Origin of the sequence: Variovorax sp. Root318D1, assembly GCF_001424835.1 — a bacterium.
GTDB lineage: Bacteria > Pseudomonadota > Gammaproteobacteria > Burkholderiales > Burkholderiaceae_C > Variovorax.
Genome location: NZ_LMCQ01000006.1, coordinates 124,535 through 146,706, shown reverse-complemented (window position 1 = coordinate 146,706; position 22,172 = coordinate 124,535). Strand labels below are relative to the sequence as shown.

The 22,172-nt window shown below is 65.7% G+C and carries 22 protein-coding genes; 15 read left to right on the top strand and 7 right to left on the bottom strand.

The window, feature by feature from the left end; all coding sequences use genetic code 11:
- Positions 1–130: 130 nt before the first annotated feature.
- Positions 131–1,909, bottom strand: a complete 1,779-nt coding sequence (locus tag ASC78_RS07505) for an alkaline phosphatase D family protein (protein ID WP_055798660.1) — start codon at positions 1,907–1,909, stop codon at positions 131–133.
- Between the two features lie 192 nt (positions 1,910–2,101).
- Entirely contained in the window at positions 2,102–3,295 is a 1,194-nt protein-coding gene (locus ASC78_RS07500) for an MFS transporter (protein WP_055798657.1), read from the bottom strand.
- Between the two features lie 123 nt (positions 3,296–3,418).
- On the opposite strand from ASC78_RS07500, the gene ASC78_RS07495 reads away from it, so the two are divergent.
- Positions 3,419–3,916 (top strand): winged helix-turn-helix transcriptional regulator, encoded by a 498-nt coding sequence (locus ASC78_RS07495; RefSeq protein ID WP_055798654.1) that lies wholly within the window; start codon positions 3,419–3,421, stop codon positions 3,914–3,916.
- Positions 3,917–3,969: 53 nt separating this feature from the next.
- Here the strand turns inward: ASC78_RS07495 and ASC78_RS07490 are convergent, their stop codons facing one another.
- Entirely contained in the window at positions 3,970–4,332 is a 363-nt protein-coding gene (locus tag ASC78_RS07490) for a copper-binding protein (protein WP_055798651.1), read from the bottom strand.
- Positions 4,333–4,558: 226 nt separating this feature from the next.
- Between ASC78_RS07490 and ASC78_RS07485 the strand changes: the two genes are divergently transcribed.
- From ASC78_RS07485 to ASC78_RS07475, 3 genes are all read left to right on the top strand, one after another.
- On the top strand, positions 4,559–4,834 hold the full coding sequence (locus tag ASC78_RS07485; RefSeq protein ID WP_055798649.1) for a hypothetical protein: 276 nt from the start codon (positions 4,559–4,561) through the stop codon (positions 4,832–4,834).
- A 157-nt stretch (positions 4,835–4,991) separates the two neighbouring features.
- A complete protein-coding gene (locus ASC78_RS07480) occupies positions 4,992–5,993 on the top strand; it encodes a phosphotransferase enzyme family protein (protein WP_235505020.1) in 1,002 nt (333 codons plus the stop codon).
- Between the two features lie 167 nt (positions 5,994–6,160).
- The gene (locus ASC78_RS07475; protein WP_055798646.1) at positions 6,161–6,625 is read left to right on the top strand and encodes a DUF6130 family protein; all 465 of its coding nucleotides are present in this window, start codon (positions 6,161–6,163) and stop codon (positions 6,623–6,625) included.
- Between the two features lie 27 nt (positions 6,626–6,652).
- On the opposite strand, the gene ASC78_RS07470 is transcribed toward ASC78_RS07475, so the two are convergent.
- Positions 6,653–7,651, bottom strand: coding sequence for a Bug family tripartite tricarboxylate transporter substrate binding protein (locus ASC78_RS07470; protein ID WP_055798643.1), 999 nt, complete (start codon positions 7,649–7,651; stop codon positions 6,653–6,655).
- A 61-nt stretch (positions 7,652–7,712) separates the two neighbouring features.
- On the bottom strand, positions 7,713–8,804 hold the full coding sequence (locus tag ASC78_RS07465) for a tartrate dehydrogenase (RefSeq protein WP_055798641.1): 1,092 nt from the start codon (positions 8,802–8,804) through the stop codon (positions 7,713–7,715).
- A gap of 111 nt (positions 8,805–8,915) precedes the next feature.
- On the opposite strand from ASC78_RS07465, the gene ASC78_RS07460 reads away from it, so the two are divergent.
- The 8 genes from ASC78_RS07460 (at position 8,916) to ASC78_RS07425 (ending at position 16,494) form a co-directional block, all read left to right on the top strand.
- Complete coding sequence (locus ASC78_RS07460) at positions 8,916–9,848, top strand: LysR family transcriptional regulator (protein ID WP_055798638.1); 933 nt, start codon at positions 8,916–8,918, stop codon at positions 9,846–9,848.
- A gap of 126 nt (positions 9,849–9,974) precedes the next feature.
- On the top strand, positions 9,975–12,008 hold the full coding sequence (locus ASC78_RS07455) for an alpha/beta hydrolase domain-containing protein (protein WP_055798635.1): 2,034 nt from the start codon (positions 9,975–9,977) through the stop codon (positions 12,006–12,008).
- A 36-nt stretch (positions 12,009–12,044) separates the two neighbouring features.
- Positions 12,045–12,392 (top strand): GFA family protein, encoded by a 348-nt coding sequence (locus ASC78_RS07450; RefSeq protein ID WP_055798633.1) that lies wholly within the window; start codon positions 12,045–12,047, stop codon positions 12,390–12,392.
- Between the two features lie 86 nt (positions 12,393–12,478).
- Positions 12,479–12,958 (top strand): VOC family protein, encoded by a 480-nt coding sequence (locus ASC78_RS07445; protein WP_055798631.1) that lies wholly within the window; start codon positions 12,479–12,481, stop codon positions 12,956–12,958.
- A 48-nt stretch (positions 12,959–13,006) separates the two neighbouring features.
- Positions 13,007–13,606 carry a TetR/AcrR family transcriptional regulator gene (locus ASC78_RS07440; protein ID WP_055798628.1) on the top strand — a complete coding sequence of 200 codons (600 nt, stop codon included), beginning with the start codon at positions 13,007–13,009 and terminating at the stop codon, positions 13,604–13,606.
- A gap of 136 nt (positions 13,607–13,742) precedes the next feature.
- Entirely contained in the window at positions 13,743–14,744 is a 1,002-nt protein-coding gene (locus tag ASC78_RS07435) for an NADP-dependent oxidoreductase (protein ID WP_055798625.1), read from the top strand.
- Between the two features lie 47 nt (positions 14,745–14,791).
- Positions 14,792–15,496, top strand: coding sequence for an SDR family oxidoreductase (locus ASC78_RS07430; RefSeq protein ID WP_055798622.1), 705 nt, complete (start codon positions 14,792–14,794; stop codon positions 15,494–15,496).
- Positions 15,497–15,525: 29 nt separating this feature from the next.
- Positions 15,526–16,494 carry an alpha/beta fold hydrolase gene (locus ASC78_RS07425; protein WP_082517465.1) on the top strand — a complete coding sequence of 323 codons (969 nt, stop codon included), beginning with the start codon at positions 15,526–15,528 and terminating at the stop codon, positions 16,492–16,494.
- A 57-nt stretch (positions 16,495–16,551) separates the two neighbouring features.
- Here ASC78_RS07425 and ASC78_RS07420 read toward each other — a convergent pair whose 3' ends face one another.
- Positions 16,552–17,934 carry an MFS transporter gene (locus ASC78_RS07420; protein WP_055798620.1) on the bottom strand — a complete coding sequence of 461 codons (1,383 nt, stop codon included), beginning with the start codon at positions 17,932–17,934 and terminating at the stop codon, positions 16,552–16,554.
- A gap of 331 nt (positions 17,935–18,265) precedes the next feature.
- Here ASC78_RS07420 and ASC78_RS07415 point away from each other — a divergent pair, with 331 nt between their 5' ends.
- The 3 genes from ASC78_RS07415 to ASC78_RS07405 are packed head-to-tail and all read left to right on the top strand — an operon-like array spanning position 18,266 to position 21,211.
- The gene (locus tag ASC78_RS07415; RefSeq protein WP_055798617.1) at positions 18,266–19,249 is read left to right on the top strand and encodes an amidohydrolase family protein; all 984 of its coding nucleotides are present in this window, start codon (positions 18,266–18,268) and stop codon (positions 19,247–19,249) included.
- A 26-nt stretch (positions 19,250–19,275) separates the two neighbouring features.
- Positions 19,276–20,145, top strand: a complete 870-nt coding sequence (locus ASC78_RS07410) for an intradiol ring-cleavage dioxygenase (RefSeq protein ID WP_055798613.1) — start codon at positions 19,276–19,278, stop codon at positions 20,143–20,145.
- A 4-nt stretch (positions 20,146–20,149) separates the two neighbouring features.
- Positions 20,150–21,211, top strand: coding sequence for a maleylacetate reductase (locus ASC78_RS07405; RefSeq protein ID WP_055798610.1), 1,062 nt, complete (start codon positions 20,150–20,152; stop codon positions 21,209–21,211).
- 3 nt (positions 21,212–21,214) lie between these two features.
- On the opposite strand, the gene ASC78_RS07400 is transcribed toward ASC78_RS07405, so the two are convergent.
- Positions 21,215–22,165: a LysR family transcriptional regulator gene (locus tag ASC78_RS07400; protein ID WP_055798607.1), complete on the bottom strand. Its 951-nt coding sequence runs from the start codon at positions 22,163–22,165 to the stop codon at positions 21,215–21,217.
- Positions 22,166–22,172 lie beyond the last annotated feature (7 nt).

Genomic DNA, 22,172 nt, shown 5'->3' with positions numbered 1-22,172 from the left:
AGGCCATGCGAGCGCGCATGAGAGCCCCCTCCACGCAGTGGAGCCAAAGCAGAGTCGAAGCGGATCGATACCGGCGCACGGACGCACGGACGCACCAGAAGCTGGTGCGCCCGGGCGGCGCCGTGCAAGCTCAGGCCACGAGCACCTGCAGGTTGCTGGCGCCCGGCAGCACGCGCAGCGTGGCGGCCAGCCGCACCGAATAGTCGCGGCTGAACACCGTGCTGATCTCGATGTATTCGCAGCGCGCTTCGCCCGTTGTCAGGGTCAGCACGGCGTAGCCGCGCTTGCTGGTCTCGGCGTAGCGCAGGTCGTCGACCGTGCGCTTGAATGCATCGGCCAGCAAATCGCTGGCGATCAACGGCAGCGCCCGCTCGAAGCCGGGAGACGACACTGACGAGGTGCCGAACTCCACTCCCACCCGCTGGCCGGAGGGATCGGTGAGGTTCCCGGCCCAGGCGTTGTGCGTGTCGCCAGCCAGCGAGATCAGGTTCTTGCCCTGGTTGCGCGCCATGGCGAGCACGGCGTCGCGCGCGGCCGGGTAGCCATCCCACGCATCCAGGTTGTAGGGCACCTTCTGCTGTGCAATCAGGGCGCGCTGGCTTTCGCTGCGCGCGGACTCCGGCAGCGCCAGCGCCGCCAGGTACTCGGTCAGCGCCTCGAGGCTGAAGTTGGTCGCGATGCTCACGGGAATGTGCATGCGCATCATGAGCACCTGCTGCCCGAGTACCTGCCAGGTGCACGGCGATGCGGCCATGCGTCCGGACAGCCAATCGACCTGCGGCTGGCCCAGCAGCTGACGCGTGGGCGCGGAGGCCTCGCCTGCCAGATATTGGCTGAGCGTCACCTGCTTATCGCGGCCGACCAGGCGGGTGTCGAGCATGTGCATCGACGCCAGCGTGCCGAAGTCGAACGAGCGATAGATCCGCAGCGGATTGGCCGGGTCGGGCAGCCGCGTCGGCAGCCACTCGTGGAACGCCTGTACGGCAGCCGCACGCCGCGCGGCAAAGCTGCCTTCGGTCCCCTCGTCGTGGTTCTCTGCCCCGCCCAACCACGCGTTGTCGGCCACGTCGTGGTCGTCCCACACGACGATCATGGGCAGGCGCGCATGCAGGGCACGCAGGTCGTTGTCGGTGCGGTACTGCGCATGGCGCAGGCGGTAGTCCGCGAGCGTCAGGAGCTCGTGGTCGGGGTCCGACACCCGGTCGATGGCAATGGCGAGTTGCGACGCATAGCCTACCCGTCCGAATTCGTAGATGTAGTCGCCCAGGTGCAGCACCAAGTCGATGTCCCCGCGCTTGGCAATCTCGGCATAGACGTTGAAATAGCCGCTCGGGAAGTTGGAGCACGACACCACTGCCAGCTTGGCCTGCGACACGCCGCCCACCGGCAGCGTCTTCGTGCGGCCCACGGGCGAGCGGTCGCTGCCCATGGCAAAGCGATAGAAATACGTGCTGGCAGGTTGCAGGCCGAAGGCGTCCACCTTGACCGTGTAGTCACGCTCGGGCCCCGTGCTCGTGGTGCCGCGCGCGACGATGATGCCGAAACCTTCGTCGCTTGCCACTTCCCACTCGACATTGATGGTGCCCGGCGCGGACGCTGTCACGCGCGTCCAGAGCATCACGCGATCGGACAACGGGTCGCCGCTGGCGATGCCATGCTTGAACACCGAGGCGGAGCCGTCTGGCGGCCTGCCGCCCCCCATGCCGCCACCGAAGCCCCCTCCGTGCCCCCCGCCGCCACCCCCGCCGCAAGCGGTCAGGCCGATGCCGCCGCCCGAGAACATCGCGAACAGCACTGCGCTCTGCAAGAGCGATCGTCGCGTGGTGCCTGTCAGGCCTTGCTGGGGATCATTGCCGCCGTCGTGGGCGATAGGGCTTGCCTGGTCATTCTTCTTGTCGTCAGTGCGCATGGCTGTCTCCTGGTCCGCCGACGGTGAGACGCACCGCACGCCTCAATCCCCTTTCGACGTCGGCGCCATTGAATGTGAAGACTTTTGTTTTTTGCGTAGGCTTGCGCCGACGGCCGCGTCAGCCGCAAGCGCACGGCGCGCTTGCCGCAATTCTTTCGAACGGTGCAGAGGCCGGCGGGCTTTTTCGCACCATCAGCGCACTGCGTTGGGCGCAATGGGAGTGGCAGGCGCGGACTGGCGATCCGCGCGCGCAATGCGTTGCTGCGCCCACTCGGCAACGAACAGCGCCACCGCAATGAAGACCGCTCCGACAAGGCCAAGAAAATGGCTGTCGAACCACGCGAGCGCCGCGCCGCCCGCGAGCCCCGAGATCGATACGCCCACATAGACCGCCGCCGAGTTCAGCCCCAGCAGCAGCGGCGCCGCGCTCGGCGTGATGCTGATCAGCCGATGCTGCTGCGGCACAAGCAGGCCCCAGCCGCACACGCCCCAGACGATCAGCGCAGGCACGGCCGTCGCAAGCGAAGCCGAGCTCCAGGGCAGCAGCGCAAAGTCGAGCGCCAACAGCGCGATGGCCACGTTGATGATGCGGCGGTTGCCGAAGCGGTCGGTCAGTCGGCCGGCGGCCAGGTTGCCCGCCGTTGCCGCCACGCCCCAGAGCAGCAGCAGACCGGCCAGCACGCGCGCGTCGCCGCCCGTTGCGCGCTCGAAGCTCGAACCGATGTAGGTGTAGACCAAAAAGAGGCCCGCATACACCAGCCACGTGGTCAGGAGCGTGAGCAGCACGCGCGCATCGCCCAGCGGTGCCAGGCGCCGCGCGAGGCTGACGGCCGGCGGGTTGGGAATGTTGGGCAGGCGCCAGGCCACGCCGACTGCCGCGATCGTGCCGACGATGGCAACGAACCACATCGTCGCGCGCCAGTCCAGCCAACCTCCAATGAAGGTGCCCAGCGGTGCCCCCAATGCCGTCGCGCTGGACAGCCCCGCAATGACGATGGCGAGCGCGCGTCCGCGCTGCTCGGGCGGCACCAGCGAGGCACCGGTCGCGGTGGCCGTCGGGCTGAACATGGCCGCGCCAAGCCCAGCCAGCAGCCGGCTGGCCAGCACCAGCTCGATGTTCGGCGCCACCGCGGTGATCACATTGCCGACCACGAACACCGCGAGACCCGCGAGCAGCAGCCGCTTGCGCGGCCAGTGCGCCGCCGTCGCTGCAATGACCGGCGACAGCAGCGCATAGCTCAGGGCATAGAGCGTGACCATCTGCCCAGCCAATGCGATGGACACATCAAGCGAGGAAGACACCTGGCCCAGCACGCCGGCCACGACGAAGCTGTCGGTGCCGATCGCAAACATGCCGGAGGCCAGAACGAGTAGGCGTTTGTCCATGAGGAACTCCTGAGGAAGCCTGGCCTGGGACCGGGCGAGACGAAAACGAAAATAGTTGCGTGACGAAACTTGAATGTAGCTGGTTAAGTTGCGTCACGCAACTTATGAAGTTAGAATAGCCCCATGTACCGAAAGACCTTTGACGGCATGAACTGCTCGATTGCGCGCGCGCTCGACGAGGTCGGCGAGTGGTGGAGCCTGCTCATCGTGCGCGAGTGCACACTGGGCACCACGCGTTTCGACGACTTCCAGCGCCGCCTGGGCATTGCGCGCAATGTGCTCACGGCCCGCTTGAACAGCCTCGTCGAACACGGCGTGCTCGAGAAGGTGCTGACTGAAGGCAGCGAGCGGCGCAGCGAATACCGGCTGACCGAAAAGGGCGAGGCGCTCTACCCGGCGCTCGTTGCGTTGATGCAGTGGGGCGACCAGTGGTGTGGGCACGATGCGCCGCTGCAGCTCGTCGAGCACGCAAGCGGCCAGCCGGTCGAGCCGGTGGGCCTGCGCGTGGGAAAGCGCAGCCTCGGGCTCCACGACGTGCGCCTTGAAGCCGGCCCGGGCGCGACCGCAAAGACGAAGGACGTCATCGAGGTGCGCAACCGGGCCATCCTCGGCGTGGATTGAGGCGCAGCCGGCGCACCGATGCCTCTGCGACGCCTACGGCAATCGGCGCCTCGTCAGTCGCATGCTTGAAAGCGCTTGCACTCCGGAGTGACGCGGATCGACGTCAGCGTGTTCTCGCCATCGACGTGCTTCGCGGTGAACCGCACCCATGAGCCCTCGGCGATACCTTCCAGAAGTGTGCGGTCCCTCACCCTGAAAGCCTGGACCGTAAACGGAAGCTTCGCCCGCGGGATCAACTTCAGCCGAACGTAAAGCTTGCCGTCCGGCTCCTCCTTGAAGGAGGTAAGACGCGCGTAGGTGGTCACCGGCTTCGCGGCCTCGACGGCGGAGTCGACAGCCTTCGGTTCAGCCGAGTGAGCAGGCGCCGCCATCGCCGTGGCAAGGCTCGACGCGATCACGAGAACGAAGCGCAGCATAGGGATCGATGAAGTGAAGCTGTCCGATTCTGCCAACTACCCCACTCCGCCGAGATCTGGCCCCTGCAGCGACATCGACTCATCCATAAGGGCCAATACTCTTGACACTCCCGTTCTATGTCGACTGGCCAGCTACACCGAAGAGTTGCTTGAGACTACATTTCCAAAACCAAAAACGGGCCGGCTTTTTTTTGGCAGATTCATTTGCCGGCAATCGGAGGAATGAATGCCGCTCTTGTTCCTGATGAGACTGAAGCACACGCCGCTTCCAGTCCGGGTCGTCCAGCCGGAGGAGATCCGCAATGTCTCCGTGCTCGTGGCCACGGGTTTGATAGAGGCCGAAATCGCAGCCCTCAAGCCGACCGACCCGTACGCTGCGTCCCGCATCGCGACGGTGATCCGCATCACCGAGGAGGGGCTGGCAGAGATCGCAAAGATGGGTGACGTTCCCAAGCTCGTGAAGACCTCGATGCTGTTCGCGCGCGGGCTACGGCTGATGTGAGCTTCGGCGCCCAGCTCTGCATTGCGGGGCAAGCGACTGCTGCAAAACGCGCTTCGTCAACTTCGGCCTGACGAACAGAACGAACAAGTGGCGCGTGCCTGATCTCCTTGGGGAACGCCATCCACGCATAATCTCGCCCTTTTTCCTTGGAGATCCATTGGAATTCGAGATTGCGCAATCCACACCCACCGCAGCCAGCGTGGCCATGCTCGTGCAGGCGCACTACAACCTGGGAGAAGTGGTCGAGAGCGAATTCCTGCGGCGCAGCTTCAACCAGGTTTACAGGCTGGGCTTTGCCAGCGGACAACGGGTGGTCGCGCGCCTCTGTGCCGAGCGTCCGCGCGGCGGCCCCAATGCGTTGTTCGAGGCCGCTGCGCTGGAACATTGGGCACGCCGCGGATGCCGGGTCGCTCGCTGCGTGCCGTCGGCAAACGGTGAGATCGCCATACAGGTCCCGTTGCCCGAAGGCCTTCGGGCGCTGATGCTTTTCGAACATCTGGATGGTGAGGCCACAGGCGATTCGGCCGACGACATCGAGGCCCTGGCACGTGGCCTGGCCACGCTGCACACGGCTGGCGAAAGTTACCAAGGACTGGACAGCATCTATCGCCTGGATCTGGACTACCTGCTGGTGAAGCCGCTGCAGGGCCTGCTGCGCGCCCCCACCATGACCTCCGAGCTGCGTGCGCAGTTCGAGCAACTGGGCCAGCACCTGCATGATGACATCATTGCACTGGGCGAACTCAGCCGCGTGCTGTGCCACGGCGATGCGCACGGCAGCAACAACTTCGTCGTGCCCGGTGCAACGGGACAGCGCGAGGCGGTGTTCTTCGACTTCGACGAGGTGGGCCCCGGCTACCTTGCCTACGAGTTGGCGGTTTACCCCTGGAGCCTGTATCCACGCGCACCCGACGTTCCGGCAAGCGACAAGGTGAAGGCGCAGTGGCGCCACTTCATTTCGGCCTATCGCGAAGCGCGGCCCGTCGCCGACGCCGACCTTGCCGCCATCGCGCGCTTCATGGCGGCGCGGCAGTTCTGGCTGCTGGGAGAGTACGCGGGGCGTGTGCCCGTATGGGGCTCCCAGGCCATTTCGACCGACTACCTGCGGCGGCAGGTCAGCATGCTTCGCGCTTGGGAGACGCTGGAGCTGCCGCTGTAGATCTGCTTCGAGCCACAGTCGCACGCGCCCTTCACGGGTTGAATGAAGGAACGTGAAACGTAGTGTGTGGATTCCTTGCGCCGATACAGAGGCATACGTGATGTGCGTCCAAGGGGCTGCAAGCGCCTGAAGATCCGGACATCGATCCAGCGCATCAAGGAAACACTGTGCCATCCATCTTCAGACCGCTCGGCCTCGCCGCCGCAGGCGCCCTCCTCTGCGCCGCAGGATGGGCGCAGGCTGTCACCGACATCGGCCGTCCGGCGGCCGTGATTCCGGTCGCATCGGAACCGCCGCCGAAACTCGTCGTGTATCCACCGCTGGCCGAACCCTTGGCGCGCGGCGTCGTCATCGTGCAATACCGGACCGAGAACCTGCGCATCATCCCCGTGTTCGGCAAGGCCGCCGTCGATGTGTCGCCGCGTGTCGGCCACCTGCACGTGACCGTTGACGACCGGCCCGGCACCTGGGCCCACACGAGCGGCGATCCGATCATCGTCGTCGGATTGAAGCCTGGCGTGCACAAGATGCTGATCGAGCTTGCCGACCCCGGCCACAAGATCCTGGGCAGCGAGACAGTGTCTGTGAATGTTCCGGAGCCGAAGGCTTCGTCGGAATCCCACGCGCATTGACCAACGATCGGGCGGCCGGCCGCCGGACTACTCGATCGTCACCTTCCCGTCTTTCACGAGCTTGGCGAACTTGGTGGTTTCTTCGCGGATGCGGGCCGCCATGTCGGCCGAGCTGTCGCCAATTGGATCGGCGCCAATCGCGCGCATCCGCTCGCCGAACTCTGGCGACTTGATGATCTTGACCATCTCGGCGTTCAGCTTCGCAACGACTTCCTTCGGCGTGCCCGCAGGCGCCAGCACGCCGAACCACGTTCCGATGTCGAAGCCCTTGAGCCCGGCCTCTTCGAGCGTCGGCACATCGGGCAGCACGGCGGAGCGCTTGGCAGTGGTCACAGCCAGTGCGCGCAGCTTTCCGCCCTTGATGTGCTGCAGCACCGGCGTGATGGTGTCGAAGGACATGGCCACCTGCCCGCCGAGCAAGTCGGTGGTGAGCGGGCCGCTGCCCTTGTAGGGCACATGCAGCAGGTTGACCCCGGTGCTGGCCTGGAACTGGGTGCCGATGAGATGCTGCGCCGTGCCGTTGCCGTTGGAGCCGTAGGCCAGCTCCTTGGGCGACGACTTGGCAAGGGCAACGAGCTCGGCCACCGACTTGGCCGGCGTCAGCGAAGCGTTGACCACCAGCACGTTGGGCACCATCGCCACCGTGGTGATGGGCGCCAGGTCTTTCTGGAAGTCGTACGGGAGCTTCTTGTAGACGCTGGTTGCGATGGTGTGGTGCACCGCGCCCATCAGCAGCGTGTGGCCGTCCGGCTTGGCCTTGGCAACGTAGTCGGCGCCGAGCGTCGCGCCGGCGCCCGGCTTGCTTTCCACGATCACCGGCTGGCCCAGGCTCTTGGACAACGCATCGGCCAGCGCGCGGGCCAGCACGTCGGTGGTGCCGCCCGAAGGAAACGGCACGACCAGGCTGATCGGCTTGGACGGCCACGGCTCCTGCGCTGCGGCCCAGGGCGCAATGCAAAGGCCGAGCGCCGCAATGGCGGTTGCAGCAAGGGCGCGGCGCCCGATGGCGAATCGTGGGATCGTCATGATGTCTTGTCTCCAGATTGACGGTCTGCGCCGTTCTTCTTGCGGGTTTGTATGTGAATCTCTATGCGGCCTGGCGCTGCCGCTCGGCGGACGCAAGCTGTGCGCACACGGCCTGTGTGACCTGCACGGTGGTGGCGTTGCCGCCCAGGTCCCGCGTGTGAAGCGCCGGGTTGGCCGTCACGGCCTCCACGGCCTTCATGACGCGCCGGGCGGCCTCGGCCTCGCCCAGGTGCTCCAGCAGCATCACGACCGACCAGAAGGTGCCCACCGGGTTGGCGAGGCCTTTGCCCATGATGTCGAAGGCGGAGCCGTGGATCGGCTCGAACATCGAGGGGTAGCGGCGTTCGGGATCGATGTTGCCGGTCGGCGCGATGCCCAGGCTGCCCGCGAGTGCGGCCGCCAGGTCGCTGAGGATGTCCGCATGCAGGTTGGTGGCCACGATGGTGTCGAGCGACGCCGGGCGATTGATCATCCGCGCAGTCGACGCGTCGACCAATTCCTTGTCCCAGGTCACGTCCGGAAACTCCTGGGAGATCTGCAGCGCGATCTCGTCCCACATCACCATGGCATGGCGCTGCGCGTTGCTCTTGGTGATGACGGTCAGGAGCTTGCGGGGGCGCGACTGCGCCAGCCGGAAGGCGAAGCGCATGATGCGCTCCACGCCGGCGCGCGTCATCATCGACACGTCGGTGGCGGCTTCGATCGGATGGCCCTGGTGCACGCGGCCGCCGACACCAGCGTACTCGCCTTCGGAGTTCTCGCGCACGATCACCCAGTTGAGGTCGTCCGGTCCGCAGCGTTTCAGCGGACCGTCGATGCCGGGCAGGATGCGCGTCGGGCGCACGTTGGCGTACTGGTCGAAGCCCTGGCAGATCTTCAGGCGCAAGCCCCAGAGCGTGATGTGGTCGGGAATGTGCGGATCGCCCGCCGAGCCGAACAGGATCGCGTCCTTGTCGCGCAGCGCGTCGAGGCCGTCGTTGGGCATCATCACGCCGTGCTTGCGGAAGTAGTCGCCGCCCCAGTCGAAGTTCTCGAACTCGAACTTGAAGCCGCTGCCGGCCGCGGCCAGCGCTTCCAGCACCTGCTGGCCAGCGGGCACCACTTCCTTGCCGATGCCGTCTCCGGGAATGGTTGCGATCTTGTAGGTCTTCATTTGCGGCTGCGTCCTGTGATTGGGTAGCGCCGATTCTGTCGGTTGCAACCCATGGCATCGCACGGGTAAAGTGAATCCATCCTTAACCGCAAGTCAACAATCAGAACGACCATGAGCCATGGCATCCAGCCTTCCGAACTGGGCTTCTTCGTGCAGATTGCCACCGGCGGGAGCCTCAGCGCCGCGGCGCGCAACCTGGGTGTGTCCACGCCGGCGGTGAGCAAGCGCCTGTCCCAGATGGAGCAGCGGCTTCGCATGCCGCTGGTCAACCGCACCACGCGGCGCATGAGCCTCACGCCAGAGGGCGAGGTGTTCCTGGAGCATGCGCGGCGCATCCTCGGGGACCTCGACGACCTCGACCAGCTTCTGGCCAAAGGCCGGGGTTCTCCGAAAGGCCTGCTGCGCGTGAATGCGACCCTGGGCTTCGGCCGCATGCACGTGGCGCCGGTGATTTCGCGCTACTGCCGCCTGTTTCCCGACGTGGAGGTGCAGCTGCAGTTGTCGGCCGATCCGCCGCCGCTCACCGACGATGCCTTCGACGTCTGCGTGCGCTTTGGCGAGCCGCCGGACGCCAGGGTGATTGCAAAGCGCCTGGCGCCGAACCGGCGGCTGCTGTGCGCGTCGCCCAAGTACCTGGCTCAGCGCGGCATGCCAGCGGTGCCGAGCGACCTGGCGCGCCACGACTGCATCGGCATCCGCCAGGGCAACGACGCTTACGGTGTCTGGCGGCTGTCAAGCGGAAAGGGCCGCAAGGAACACACCGAGGCCGTCAAGGTGCGCGGCGCGCTCACCACCAACGACGGAGAAATCGCGGTGCGCTGGGCACTCGATGGACACGGCATCGTGATGCGCGCCGAATGGGACATCGAGCGCTATCTGGCGAGCGGCCGCCTGGTGCAGGTGCTTCCGCAGTACCGAACGCCCAGCGCCGACATCCATGCCGTCTATGCGCAGCGGCATCAGCTCTCATCGCGCATCAGGGTGTTCGTCGATTGCCTGGCGGAAGCCTTCGGGCGGCTCGGTGCCGGCACTGGAGCGAGCTGAGGTCGAATGGATTCATGTTGACCACGGCGTGCCTCCTCGACGAGTATTGAAGGGGGCGTCGACTGATGATGATGCCTTGCCAGCGCGCCTGCGACGCCGGCAATTCCGCAAACACGGAGACAAACAATGAAGAACAAACTGGCAGCCTCGGCGCAAGCCCTGCGCTGGCGAATCGCGATCATGGCGGCGGCACTGCTTGCCGCTCTTGCCGGTTGTGCGCAAATGTCCGCTTCGGGCGCTGCGCCCGCGGTGGTCGAGCAGCTGATCGTGCGCGAGCGCCAGCCCGCATTCGGCGGCAGCGCGTTCGGCAATGCCGGCCCTTACGAGCGCGTGGTTGCGCAAGCCCAGGTGGCGCTCGATCCGGCGCATCCGGCCAACCGCGGCATCGTCGACGCGGGGGCGGCCGCATCCGCCGACGGCAAGGTCCGCTACAAGGCCGACGTCGTCATCCTGCGGCCGCGCGACGGCGCCAGGTCGTCGGGAACGTGGGTGGTCGAAGTCGCGAACCGCGGCCGCAAGCTGATGCTCGAGATCGTCAACGGCGGCAGCCTCCAAACCGACCGCGCCGATGAAGCTGGCACGGGGTGGCTGATGCGCCAGGGCCACACCCTGCTGTGGGTCGGCTGGCAGGGAGACATTCCGGCGGACGCCACCGGCAAGACCGTCGGCATGGTGCTGCCGACAGCCATGCAAGGCGGGCAACCGATCACCGGCGCCGCGTTCGAAGAGATCGTGTTCGATGCGCCCGGTCCGCGCGGCACCTTGCCCTTGAGCTACCCGGCCGCCTCGCTCGATCCGGCCATGGGCGAGCTGAGCGTGCGTGCGCGGCCGGAGGCTGCGCCCACTGTGATCGGACCCGCGCAGTGGCGCTACAAGGATGCCAAATCGATCGAGTTCGAACGCCCCGCCGGCTTCGATGCCGGCGCGATCTACCAGTTCAGGTACACGGCGCGCGACCCGCGTCCGATGGGCCTGGGCATGGCGTCGCTGCGCGATGTCGTGTCGCACCTGAAGACCGGCCTGCCCGACGCGAGCGGCCAACCGAGCCCCGTGGCCGACCTGAAACCCAGGGCCACGGTGGCAATCGGCATCTCGCAGTCGGGACGCTTCCTGCGCGACTGGGTGTGGCAGGGCTTCAATGCCGGCCCGGGCGGCCAGCGCGTGTTCGACGGCATGGTCGCGACCATCGCCGGCTCGCGCAAGACCTACACCAATGTGCGCTGGGCGCAGCCCGGCCGCTACTCCCGCCAGCACGAGGACCACTTCTTCTACGGCGACCAGTTTCCGTTCAGCTACGCGACCACGACCGATCCGCTGAGCGGCCGGCAGGGCGGCCTGCTTGCGCGCTGCGCTGCCGACCGGACATGTCCGAAGGTCTTCCATCTCGACAGCGCCCTGGAGTATTGGCAAGGCCGCGCCGCACTGGTCGTCACCGATGGCGCCGGGCGCGACATCGCGCTCCCCGACGAGGTGCGCGTGTACCTGATGTCGTCGACGCAGCACGTCACCGCACGCAACGCGACCTCCCCCATCTGCGAGACGCCCATCAACCCGGCGCAGCAGCAGCCGGTGTACCGCGCACTGCTCACGCGCATGATCGAGTGGTCACGCGACGGCAAGGCTCCACCGGCCAGCCGCTACCCGACCGTGCGCGACGGCACGTTGGTGCAAGCGACTGCCGCGGCGATGCGCTTTCCTGATCTGTCGCCGCTCGGCGTGACGCTGCCGGCGCCCAACCTTCTCACGGTGAACGATGACAGCGCGGTGCCTGCAAGACCCGACGCCACACGCGCATACACGGTGCTCGTTCCCAAGACCGACGCCGACGGCAACGACGTGGCCGGCATCCGCCTGCCCGACGTCGCCGTGCCGCTCGCCACCTACACCGGCTGGAACCGGCGAAAGGCCGGTTTTGCGCCGGGCCAGTTGTGCGGGCTCGACGGCAGCTACCTGCCGTTCTCGGCGACCGCCACCGAAGCCGCCTCCAAGCGCGACCCGCGGCTCCCGATCGCCGAACGGTACCCCAGCCGCGAGGTCTACCTGGCAAAAGTCAAAAGCGCTGTGCAGCGCTTGCAAGCGGACGGCCTGATGCTCGACGAGGATGCCGCACGCTGGATGGACAACGCAGCCAAGGATGGACGGATCGCCGTACTGCCCTAGCCTTTTTTCTTGGAGGTCCTATGACTTGGAGGTCCTATGAATTACCAAGGTAGCTGCCACTGCGGCCGGATCGCCTTCGAGGTCGAAGGCGACATCCAAGGTGCGATGGCATGCAATTGCTCGATGTGCCAGCGCAGAGGATCCCTGCTGTGGTTCGTGCCGCACGATCGCCTCCGGCTCAAGACGCCGCCCGAGGACATGAGCACCTACATGTTCAACAAGCATGTGATCTCGCATCGCTTCTGCGCCGTCTGCGGCATTCACACCTTCGGCGAGGGCACCGATCCGAAGGGCAACAAGACGGCGGCCATCAACATCCGATGCCTTGAGGGCATTGATCTGGATGCGGTGCCGGTACAACATTTCGACGGGCGCTCGAAGTAAGTAGGTGCTACGCGGCGCGACGGTTGTTGCCTGCGTTGCAACTGCGCAATCCTGCGCATCTACAGACCCAACCTAGGAGAACCAGGATGACCAGCAAGAACACGATCTGTCTTTGGTACGACGGCACCGCGTTGGACGCCGCGAAGTTCTACGCCGATACATTCCCGGACAGCGCGGTGGGCGCTGTCCATCGCGCGCCTGGCGACTACCCCGCCGGCAAAGAAGGCGACATCCTGACGGTCGAATTCACGGTCATGGGCATCCCATGTCTCGGCCTGAACGGGGGCCCGGTGTTCAAGCACAACGAGGCCTTTTCATTCCAGGTTGCGACCGACAGTCAGGCCGAGACGGACCGCCTGTGGGACACCATCATCGGCAACGGCCGCCAGGAAAGCGCATGCGGCTGGTGCAAGGACAAGTGGGGTCTGTCCTGGCAGATCACGCCACGGGCGCTGATAGAGGCGATCGCGGACCCCGATCCAGCAGCGGCCAAGCGCGCGTTCGAAGCCATGATGGAAATGACAAAGATCGACATCGCAAAGATCGAGGCGGCTCGGCGCGGCTGAAACCCAGGCTCGCAACAAAAAGCGCTGTACATGCGCTGAAAATATCGTATGATACGCATCATGCGAACCGCAAAGCACAACGTCAGGACAGCCGCCAAGGAGGCCTCGCACGAGCGCATCGTCTCCGCGGCCGCCCGGGCGATCCGTCGCAGCGGCTACGACGGCACGGGTGTCGCCGACATCATGAAGGAGGCCGGCCTGACCCACGGCGCCTTCTACGCCCACTTTCCGTCCCGCGAGGCCATGCTGGCAGAAGCAGCGGCCCGGGCTTGCGCCGAAACAGCCGCCGCGACCGCGGGCGTGGTCGCCAGCGTGCCGCCTGCGCAGGCCTTGAACTCCATGCTGCGCACCTATCTGTCGCCCGAGCACCTGGCGCAGGTGGAGCTGGGCTGCCCCCTGGCCGCACTGGGCTCGGAAACCCCGCGCCAGGCGCCGGAAGTGCGCCGCGTGACCACTCGGCACATCAAGGAAATGATCGATTTCGTCGCCCGCCAGTCGCCGGACTGGGGTCAGCCTGCTGCCCACGAACGCGCACTCGTGACCGTCGCCGCCATGGTGGGCACGCTGATGTTGGCGCGCGCGGTCGACGATCCCGCGCTGTCGAGCAGCCTGTGCGAGGCGACGCTGAAGCACCTGCCCCCGCGTTGAATCCAGGTCGCGAAGCAACGCCTTTTTTTTCGCCCATATATATGATGATCATCATGCGACACAAGAAAACTGGCGACATCAACCCGCCTACGCCGATCCGTCCGCAAACCCGCGTAAGCCAGAAACGAGGAAAGATATGAAAGCACTCACCTTCAAACGCTACGGCAAGTCGCCCGAGATCGGCGTCACCGACGTTCCCCGTCCCACGCTGAAGCCCGACGAGATGCTGGTGCAGGTCCACGCTGCGGGCGTGAACCCGATCGACAACATGATCCCGACCGGGCTCTTCAAGGCCGTCCTGAAGTTCGAGCTTCCGGCCACGCTGGGCAGCGACCTGGCCGGTGTGGTGACCGAGGTCGGCAGCCGCGTGACCCGCTTCAAGCCAGGCGATGCCATCTTCGCCAGCATCTTCGACCTGGGCACGGGCTCGATCGCCGAGTTCGCGGTGGTGCCCGAGAGCGCTGCCGCGCTGAAGCCGGCCAACCTGGACTTCGTGCAGGCGGCATCGATACCGATGGTCGGGCTCACCTCGTGGCAAGCGCTGAAGGAACGCGCCGGTCTTCGGGCCGGCCAGAAGGTGTTCATCCCTGCGGGCTCCGGCGGCATTGGCACCTTTGCGATCCAGTTGGCCAAGCACCTGGGTGCCAAGGTGGGAACGACCACCAGCACGGGCAACGTCGAACTGGTGCGCAGTCTCGGCGCAGACGAGATCGTCGACTACAAGAAGCAGGAATTCGAGAACGTGCTGCGCGGCTACGACGCGGTGCTTGGCACCGTGCGCGGTGATGCGATGGAGAAATCCGTCGGCATTCTCAAGTCGCGGGGCGCGATGGTTTCCTTGGTCGGGCCGCTGGACGCGGCATTCGCTCGCGCCCGTCGGCTGAACTTCGTCCTGACGTTCGTCTTCGCGATGATGAGCCGAAAGATCAAGCGCCTGGCGAAGAAGCGCGAAGTCACCTACTCATTCTTATTCGAGCGTCCCGATGGCAATCAACTCGCCGAGATCGGCGAACTCCTCAAGGCCGAGCGCATCCGGCCGGTGATCGACAAGGTGTTTCCGTTCGAGCAAGCCAAGGAAGCCCTCGAGTACCTCGCCCAGGGACGTTCCAGGGGCAAGGTCGTCGTCAAGGTGCGATAGCGGCAAGTGGTATTGGTCCCCCTTTTTCTTTTTATTTGGAGATTCTCATGAAGATCGAAAATTCCGTCGCCCTCGTCACGGGCGCCAATCGCGGCATCGGCCTGGCATTCGCACGCGATCTGCTCGCTCGCGGTGCCCGCAAGGTCTACGTGGGTGCACGCGACCCCGCCACCATCACGCAAGCTGGTGTCCAGGCCCTGCGGCTCGACGTCAACAAGCCGGAAGACGTGGCCGCCGCCGCGGCGCTGGCGTCCGACGTGACGCTGGTGATCAACAACGCCGGCATTGCACAGCCCGGCGGCTTTCTCGCGGCCGACAGTGAAGAGATCGCACGGCGCATCTTCGAAACCAACTTCTTCGCCGTGCTGCGCGTGAGCAAGGCCTTCGCGCCGATTCTCAAGGCCAACGGCGGCGGCGCGCTGCTCAACGTTCTGTCGGTGGCGTCATGGGTGAACGGCGGCGAACTGGCCGCCTACTCGGCAAGCAAGTCCGCCGCGTGGTCGCTCACCAATGCGCTGCGCACCGAACTGTCGGCGCAGAAGACCCAGGTGCTGGGGCTGCACATGGCCTATGTCGACACCGACCTCACGCGCGGGTTCGATGTGCCCAAGTCGAGCGCCGAGGAGATCGTCGCGCGCGCGCTCGACGGACTCGAAGCTGGCCTCGACGAAGTGCTGGCCGATGAGCTCACCCAGCAGGTCAAGCGCGGGATGACGGCGCCCAGGCCCAGCTATCTGCCGCAGTCGGCCTGAACCGTTCACGCATCCCAGGAGATCATGCAATGCGTCATTCGTCCAAAGCCGCCGCGCTCGCTCTCGTGCTTGCGGCATCCACCATTTCGCCGTCGGCGGGGGCAGCCGATGCACCGTCCGACAGCGCGAAGCCCCGTACGCCGGTGACGGACCAGGTGGCGCGCGTCACCTGGTCCACCGTTCCCACGCAATTCATCTCCGCGGGCGGCATCGATTTCGCATACCGCGAAATGGGAACGCAGAATGGCGGAACGCCCGTGGTGTTTTTGGTCCATCTGGCCGCCGTGCTGGACAACTGGGACCCGCGCGTCATGGACGGCATTGCGGCCAAGCACCACGTGATTGCCTTCGACAACCGCGGCGTCGGGGCGACCAGCGGATCGCCGTCCAGTTCGATGGAGCAGATGGCCGACGACGCAATCACCTTCATCAAGGCGAAGGGCTTCGAGCAAGTCGACCTCTTCGGCTTCTCGATGGGTGGAATGATCGCCCAGGAGATCGTGCTCAAGGAGCCGCAGCTCGTGCGCAAGATGATTCTCGCGGGCACGGGCCCTGCCGGCGGCGAGGGCATCAGCACGGTCGCTCGCATTGCGAACTACGACCTGCTGCGCGGCTTGTTCACCGGTCAGGATCCGAAGCAATTCCTGTTCTTCACCCGCACGCCCGGCGGCATCGAGGCGGGCAAGGCTTTTCTGCAGCGGTTGAAGGAACGTTCGGAGAATCGCGACAAGGAGATCACTCTCAGCGCGTACGCAGCGCAGTTGCGGGCGCTTGGGGCCTGGGGTCGGAAGGAATCCGCCGACCTTTCGGTGGTCAAGCAACCCGTGCTCGTTGCCAACGGCGACGACGATCGGATGGTGCCCACCTCGAACACGCGCGATCTGGCGCGGCGGTTGCCCAACAGCACCCTGGTCATCTATCCCGATGCCGGCCACGGCGGCGTGTTCCAGTTCCACGCCGAGTTCGTGCCCACGGCGCTCGAGTTCCTCGCGCGATAGGGGCCCCCTGGACGCGCTCCCGCCAAAGGCAAGGCACCAGCGGATCGCTTCAACCGGTCAAGCGCGAGGCGTTCCGGGCACCCCCGCCAGCGCCTTGTCCAACGCGGCAATGGCCTCCGCCCGCAGCGCCGAGGCCGAGGCCGACCTGTCGTGCTGGATAAGCAGCACCGCGACCATGCCGATGACCGCCGGAATCGCGATGGCAATGAAGTTCTGGTGCAGCGGAAGACTCATGCCCACCAGCACGCCGATCAGGATGGGTGCCAGGATCGCGCCGCTGCGGCCAACACCCAATGCCCATCCGAGGCCAGTGGCGCGCACGGCCATCGGATAGAACTGCCCGGCGTAGGCGTTGGCCACGATCTGCGTGCCGATGGTCGAGGCACCGGCCAGCCCGATGAGGACGAAGAGCGCCGGCGTCGGCATCTTGTAGCCCAGCAGCGTGAGCGAGACGGCTGCCAGCGCATACATTCCGGCGAGCACGTACTTGATGTGGAAGCGGTCGGCGAGCCACCCGCCGCCGATGGCGCCGACCATGGCACCTACGTTCAGCACCAGCACGAAGGTCAAGGCCGAGCCCAGGCTGTAGCCCGCGCTCGCCATGAGCTTGGTGAGCCACGAACTCAGCGCGAAGACCATGAACAGGCACATGAAGAACGCGATCCAGAACATCACCGTGCTGAAGCCGCGGCCGTCGTAGAAGAGATGCTTGATCGGCGCGCTGTCGGCCCGGTCCTTCGCAGGCACCACGAAGCCGTCGGTGGCCGATGGTTGATAGTTCGGGTCGAGGCGCGAGACGATTTTCTTGAGTTCTTCGGTGCGGCCCTTGGCCAGCAGGAAGGGCATCGACTCAGGCATCGACTTGAGGATGAGTGGAATCAGCAGCACCGGCAGGCCGGCCGCGAAGAAGACCGATTGCCAGCCGTAGCTCTCGATGAGCCCCTTGCCGAGGATCGCCGCGATGATGCCTCCGACGGCATAGCCGCTGAACATCAGCGTCACGAGGGTGGACCGGATCTTCTTTGGCGAATACTCGGTCATCTGCGCCACCACGTTCGGCATCACGCCTCCGATGCCGAGCCCGGCCAGGAAGCGCATCGCGCTGAATGCAATGGGACCCTCGGCCAGCCCCGCCGCGGCGGTGAAGACGCTGAACAAGCCCACGCAGATGGCAATCGCCCAGCGGCGGCCGATGCGGTCGGCAATGGTGCCCATGAAGATGGCGCCGAACATCATGCCGAAGAGCGCGGAACTGACCATGAACCCCGCATTGGTCGCGTCGACGCCCATCTTCTTCATGATCGACGGCAGTGCGATGCCGACGACCGCGAGGTCGTAGCCGTCGAACACGATGATGAGTGCGCACCAAAGCAGCACCAGCCCGTGGAAGCGGTTGAAGCGGGCATCGTCAGCCAGCTTGTGAAGGTCGATTTGGCGCATGACGCTTGTCTCCGATTCGAATGGCAAAGATGCCTGATGCACCGCCCCGGTCTCGCAACGGGGAGTTGCAGAGCTGTGCGGCGATGTTGGCGATCATGGTCTTGCCGGCCCGGCGGGTCCAACGCATTTTCCGGATGCCCTTTATGCGGCCTGTGAATGTTGGGGCGGGTCTACCCACAGGTCCCACCCACCCAGCGGCCGATGCTGCTCCCATGCGATCTCCGAATGCGCGCTATCACCGATCTTTGTTGGACCGTACCCCTGCGCTCTCATAGATTGGCCGGCAGGTTGAGCGCCGTTGTGGCGCTGCCCCCGCACCAAGGAGACAGGTATGCAAGGAAAGATCGGCCTCGAGGAACATTTCGCGATTCCTGAAACGCTGCAGGACTCGGCCGGCTTCGTGCCCGGCGCGTATTGGAAGGAGCTCAGCATGCGCCTGCTCGACCTTCATGACGTGCGCCTGCGCCAGATGGACGCGCACGGCATGGAGATGATGATTCTCTCGCTGAACGCGCCCGCCGTGCAGGCGGTGCCGGACCCGAAGAAAGCGTATGAGCTCGCGGTGCGCGCCAACGACTTTCTTGCCGAGCAGGTCGCGAAGCGGCCCGACCGCTTCCAAGCCTTTGCTGCCCTGCCAATGCAGGACCCCGACAAGGCCACAGAGGAACTCGAGCGCTGCATCAACGTGCTCGGCTTTCGCGGCGCACTGGTCAATGGCTTCTCGCAGGTCGGCACGCCCGACAACGTCGTCTACTACGACGCGCCGCAGTACGCGTCGTTCTGGGCTGCGGCGGAGCGGCTCGACGCGCCCTTCTATCTGCATCCGCGCAATCCGCTCGCGAGCTGGGCGCAAATCTACGAAGGCCACCCGTGGCTGCTCGGCCCCACCTGGGCCTTTGCACAGGAAACCGCCGTTCACGCGCTGCGCCTGATGGCGAGCGGCCTCTTCGACCGGCACCCTGGGCTCAAGATCATCCTCGGCCATCTGGGCGAGGGTCTGCCCTACAACATGTGGCGCGTCGACCACCGCAACGCCTGGGTCGAGGCGCCCAAGGGCTATCCGGCCAAGCGCAAGCTATGCGACTACTTCAACGAGAACTTCTATCTCACGACGTCGGGCAACTTCCGCACTCAGACGCTGATCGATGCGATGCTGGAGATCGGATCGGACCGGATCCTGTTCTCGACCGACTGGCCGTTCGAGAACATCGATCACGCCTCCAACTGGTTCAACGATGCGAGCATCAGCGAGGCGGACCGGAAGAAGATCGGCCGCACGAATGCGTTGTCGCTGTTCAAGCTGCCGCAATCCTGAGCCGCGCCCGAAAGCCAAGGTCATCCATGATCGACATCGACGAGTGGACCATCACCAGCGCTGCGCTGAAAGCGCAAGGCGCAACGCCCAACCCGCGCCTGAAGACCGTGATGGACAGCCTCGTGCGGCATCTGCACGACTTTGCGCGCGAGGTGCAGCTCACCGAAGCCGAGTGGTCGCAGGGCATCGGCTTTCTCACGGCCGCCGGAAAGATCACCGACGACAAGCGCCAGGAATTCATCCTGTTGTCCGACGTGCTGGGCCTGTCGACGCTCGTTACCGCGCAGTGCAACCGGCGTCCTTCCGGCTGCACCGAGGCCACGGTGTTCGGGCCCTTCTACGTACCGGATGCGCCGGAGTACAAGCATGGCGACGACATTGCGAACGGCGCGAGTGGCGAACCCTGCTTTGTCAGCGGAACCATCCGCGGCATCGACGGCGAGCGCATTGCCCATGCAAGCATCGACGTGTGGCAGTCCGACGATGAGGGCTGGTACGACGTGCAGCGCCCCGAGCTGGACCATGCGCAGGGCCGGGGACACCTCACGAGCCTTGAGGACGGGCGCTACCACTTCAAGTCGATCGTGGCCGTGCCCTATGCCATTCCCCACGACGGTCCGGTCGGCCAGTTGCTGGAGCAGCTCGGTCGCCACCCGTGGCGTCCCGCGCATTTGCATTTCATGATCAAGGCGACGGGCTACGAGACGCTCATCACCCATGTGTTCCGCGCGGGCGGCAGCTATCTGGAATCGGACGCCGTGTTCGGCGTGCGCTCCTCGCTCATCGCCGACTGGAAGCGCCACGAGCCCGGCATGGCCCCAGACGGAACGCGCATGGACATACCGTTCTACACGCTCGACTACGACTTCGTCTTGAACAGCGTACCGAGGGACTAGACGCATGGACCGCTTCGTCTACACCGCGAGCGCCTCGCGCATCGTCTTCGGCGCGGACAGCATCGACCAGCTTCCGGCAGAAATCGAGCGCCTGGGCGCCCGGCGCGCGCTGGTGCTGTGCACACCCAACCAGCGCGGCCAGGCCGAGGCCATTGCCGACCGGCTTCCTGGCCGCGTCGCATTCATCTTCGACGAAGCGGCCATGCACGTACCGATCGAGGTCGCGCGCAAGGCCCGCGCGCTGGCATCGGAGCTGAAGGCGGACTGCGCCCTGGCCGTCGGAGGCGGCTCGACCATCGGCCTGGGCAAAGCCATTGCGCTGGAGTCGGGCCTGCCCATCATCGCGGTGCCGACCACCTATGCGGGCAGCGAAGTGACGCCCATCTATGGCATCACGGAAAAAGGCCTGAAGAAGACCGGGCGCGATCCACGCGTGCTTCCTGGTGTGGTGGTCTACGACCCCAAGCTCACGCTGTCGCTGCCCCTCGATCTGACGGTCACGAGCGCGATCAATGCGATGGCCCATGCGGCGGAAGGCTTGTACGCCCACGACGGAAATCCCGTGATCGCGTTGATGGCCGAAGAGGGAATCCGCGCGTGCGCTGCATCGCTGCAACCGCTTCGAGACAACCCGCACGATCTGCCGGCACGCAGCCTGGCGCTCTACGGTGCCTGGCTGTGCGGCACGGTGCTGGGCGCCGTGTCGATGGGGCTGCACCACAAGTTGTGCCACACCTTGGGCGGCAGCTTCGACCTCCCGCACGCGCAAGTGCATACCGTGGTTCTGCCGCATGCGCTCAGGTACAACGCCGCGTCTGCGCCCGAAGCCATGGCCCGCATTGCGAGAGCGCTCGGCGCCGCGGATGCGCCGATGGGCTTATTTGAATTGGCGCAGGCCCATGGCGCGCACGTGTCGTTGAAAGCGATCGGCATGCCCGCCGACGGGCTTCACAAAGCGGCCGAGCTCGCAGCGTCGAATCAGTATCCGAATCCACGCCCGCTCGAGAAGGCGGCACTGCACGCCCTGCTCGAACGCGCCTTCGAAGGCGCCCCGCCAACGGCTTGAATATCAGCTCCGCGCCTGCGGCGCGGAATCGCGGCTCGATCGCTCGTGAAAGAGGCCGAAGATCAGCTCGCGCAGCCAGCGGTTGCCGCTGTCCTGATGAAAGCGCTCGTGCCACTGCTGGCGAATCTCGAAGGGCCTGACCTCGAAAGGCGCGTCGACGCTGCGCAGGTCGGCGCGCGTCGCCACCATCGCCTTGGCAAGGCGTGCCGGCGCGGTCAGCAGCAGGCCCGAGGTAGCGACGATCGAAGTCAACCCCAACGAATGGGCGGCCGTGAGCACGACCCGCCGCCGATCGAGCGCGCCCGCACGGTCCAGGGTTTGCTGGAGCTGAGAATCGGTCGTCCCCTGAGGCCGGTACGCGATGTGTTCGGCCGCGAGGTAGTCGTCGAGCTCGATACGCTCGCGCGCGCCCAAGGGTGACGCCTTTGCCATCAGCACCACGAAGGTCTCGTCGAACAGCCGCTGCTGGTAGAACGAAGGCCCCATCGATTCCCAGCTGCCTAACGCGATGTCGATCTGCCCATGCAGCATCCGCTGCCGGGCGTCGGCCATGGAAACGTCCACGGTTTCGAAACGAACTCCGGGAGCAACGCTGCGCGCAACCGACAGCAGCTCGGGCATCATGACCAGCTGCCCGATGTCGTTGACCGCAATCCGGAAGATGCGGCTCGATGTTTCCGGCTCGAAGGTCCGGCCCTGGTCGACGGCCTGCACCAGGCAGGCAATGCCTTCCTCGATGGGCGCGATGAGACGCTCGGCGACAGGCGTGGGCACCATCCCGTCCGCCGTGCGCACGAACAGCGCATCGTTGAAGCGCTCGCGCATGCGCTTGAGCGCGTTGCTCACCGCCGATTGCGTCATGCCGAGGCGGTCGCCTGCGAGCGTGACGCTGCGCGTGGCATAGATCGCCTGGAACACCAGGAAAAGGTTCAGGTCGATGGAGTTGATGTTCATTGCGCCG

What these genes read in the sequence shown, in the direction of transcription:
- ASC78_RS07505 (WP_055798660.1), bottom strand. Translation starts at nt 1,909, where the DNA reads ATGCGCACTGACGACAAGAAGAATGACCAGGCAAGCCCTATCGCCCAC.
- ASC78_RS07500 (WP_055798657.1), bottom strand. Translation starts at nt 3,295, where the DNA reads ATGGACAAACGCCTACTCGTTCTGGCCTCCGGCATGTTTGCGATCGGC.
- ASC78_RS07495 (WP_055798654.1), top strand. Translation starts at nt 3,419, where the DNA reads ATGTACCGAAAGACCTTTGACGGCATGAACTGCTCGATTGCGCGCGCG.
- ASC78_RS07490 (WP_055798651.1), bottom strand. Translation starts at nt 4,332, where the DNA reads ATGCTGCGCTTCGTTCTCGTGATCGCGTCGAGCCTTGCCACGGCGATG.
- ASC78_RS07485 (WP_055798649.1), top strand. Translation starts at nt 4,559, where the DNA reads ATGCCGCTCTTGTTCCTGATGAGACTGAAGCACACGCCGCTTCCAGTC.
- ASC78_RS07470 (WP_055798643.1), bottom strand. Translation starts at nt 7,651, where the DNA reads ATGACGATCCCACGATTCGCCATCGGGCGCCGCGCCCTTGCTGCAACC.
- ASC78_RS07465 (WP_055798641.1), bottom strand. Translation starts at nt 8,804, where the DNA reads ATGAAGACCTACAAGATCGCAACCATTCCCGGAGACGGCATCGGCAAG.
- ASC78_RS07460 (WP_055798638.1), top strand. Translation starts at nt 8,916, where the DNA reads ATGAGCCATGGCATCCAGCCTTCCGAACTGGGCTTCTTCGTGCAGATT.
- ASC78_RS07455 (WP_055798635.1), top strand. Translation starts at nt 9,975, where the DNA reads ATGAAGAACAAACTGGCAGCCTCGGCGCAAGCCCTGCGCTGGCGAATC.
- ASC78_RS07450 (WP_055798633.1), top strand. Translation starts at nt 12,045, where the DNA reads ATGAATTACCAAGGTAGCTGCCACTGCGGCCGGATCGCCTTCGAGGTC.
- ASC78_RS07445 (WP_055798631.1), top strand. Translation starts at nt 12,479, where the DNA reads ATGACCAGCAAGAACACGATCTGTCTTTGGTACGACGGCACCGCGTTG.
- ASC78_RS07440 (WP_055798628.1), top strand. Translation starts at nt 13,007, where the DNA reads ATGATACGCATCATGCGAACCGCAAAGCACAACGTCAGGACAGCCGCC.
- ASC78_RS07435 (WP_055798625.1), top strand. Translation starts at nt 13,743, where the DNA reads ATGAAAGCACTCACCTTCAAACGCTACGGCAAGTCGCCCGAGATCGGC.
- ASC78_RS07430 (WP_055798622.1), top strand. Translation starts at nt 14,792, where the DNA reads ATGAAGATCGAAAATTCCGTCGCCCTCGTCACGGGCGCCAATCGCGGC.
- ASC78_RS07425 (WP_082517465.1), top strand. Translation starts at nt 15,526, where the DNA reads ATGCGTCATTCGTCCAAAGCCGCCGCGCTCGCTCTCGTGCTTGCGGCA.
- ASC78_RS07420 (WP_055798620.1), bottom strand. Translation starts at nt 17,934, where the DNA reads ATGCGCCAAATCGACCTTCACAAGCTGGCTGACGATGCCCGCTTCAAC.
- ASC78_RS07415 (WP_055798617.1), top strand. Translation starts at nt 18,266, where the DNA reads ATGCAAGGAAAGATCGGCCTCGAGGAACATTTCGCGATTCCTGAAACG.
- ASC78_RS07410 (WP_055798613.1), top strand. Translation starts at nt 19,276, where the DNA reads ATGATCGACATCGACGAGTGGACCATCACCAGCGCTGCGCTGAAAGCG.
- ASC78_RS07405 (WP_055798610.1), top strand. Translation starts at nt 20,150, where the DNA reads ATGGACCGCTTCGTCTACACCGCGAGCGCCTCGCGCATCGTCTTCGGC.
- ASC78_RS07400 (WP_055798607.1), bottom strand. Translation starts at nt 22,165, where the DNA reads ATGAACATCAACTCCATCGACCTGAACCTTTTCCTGGTGTTCCAGGCG.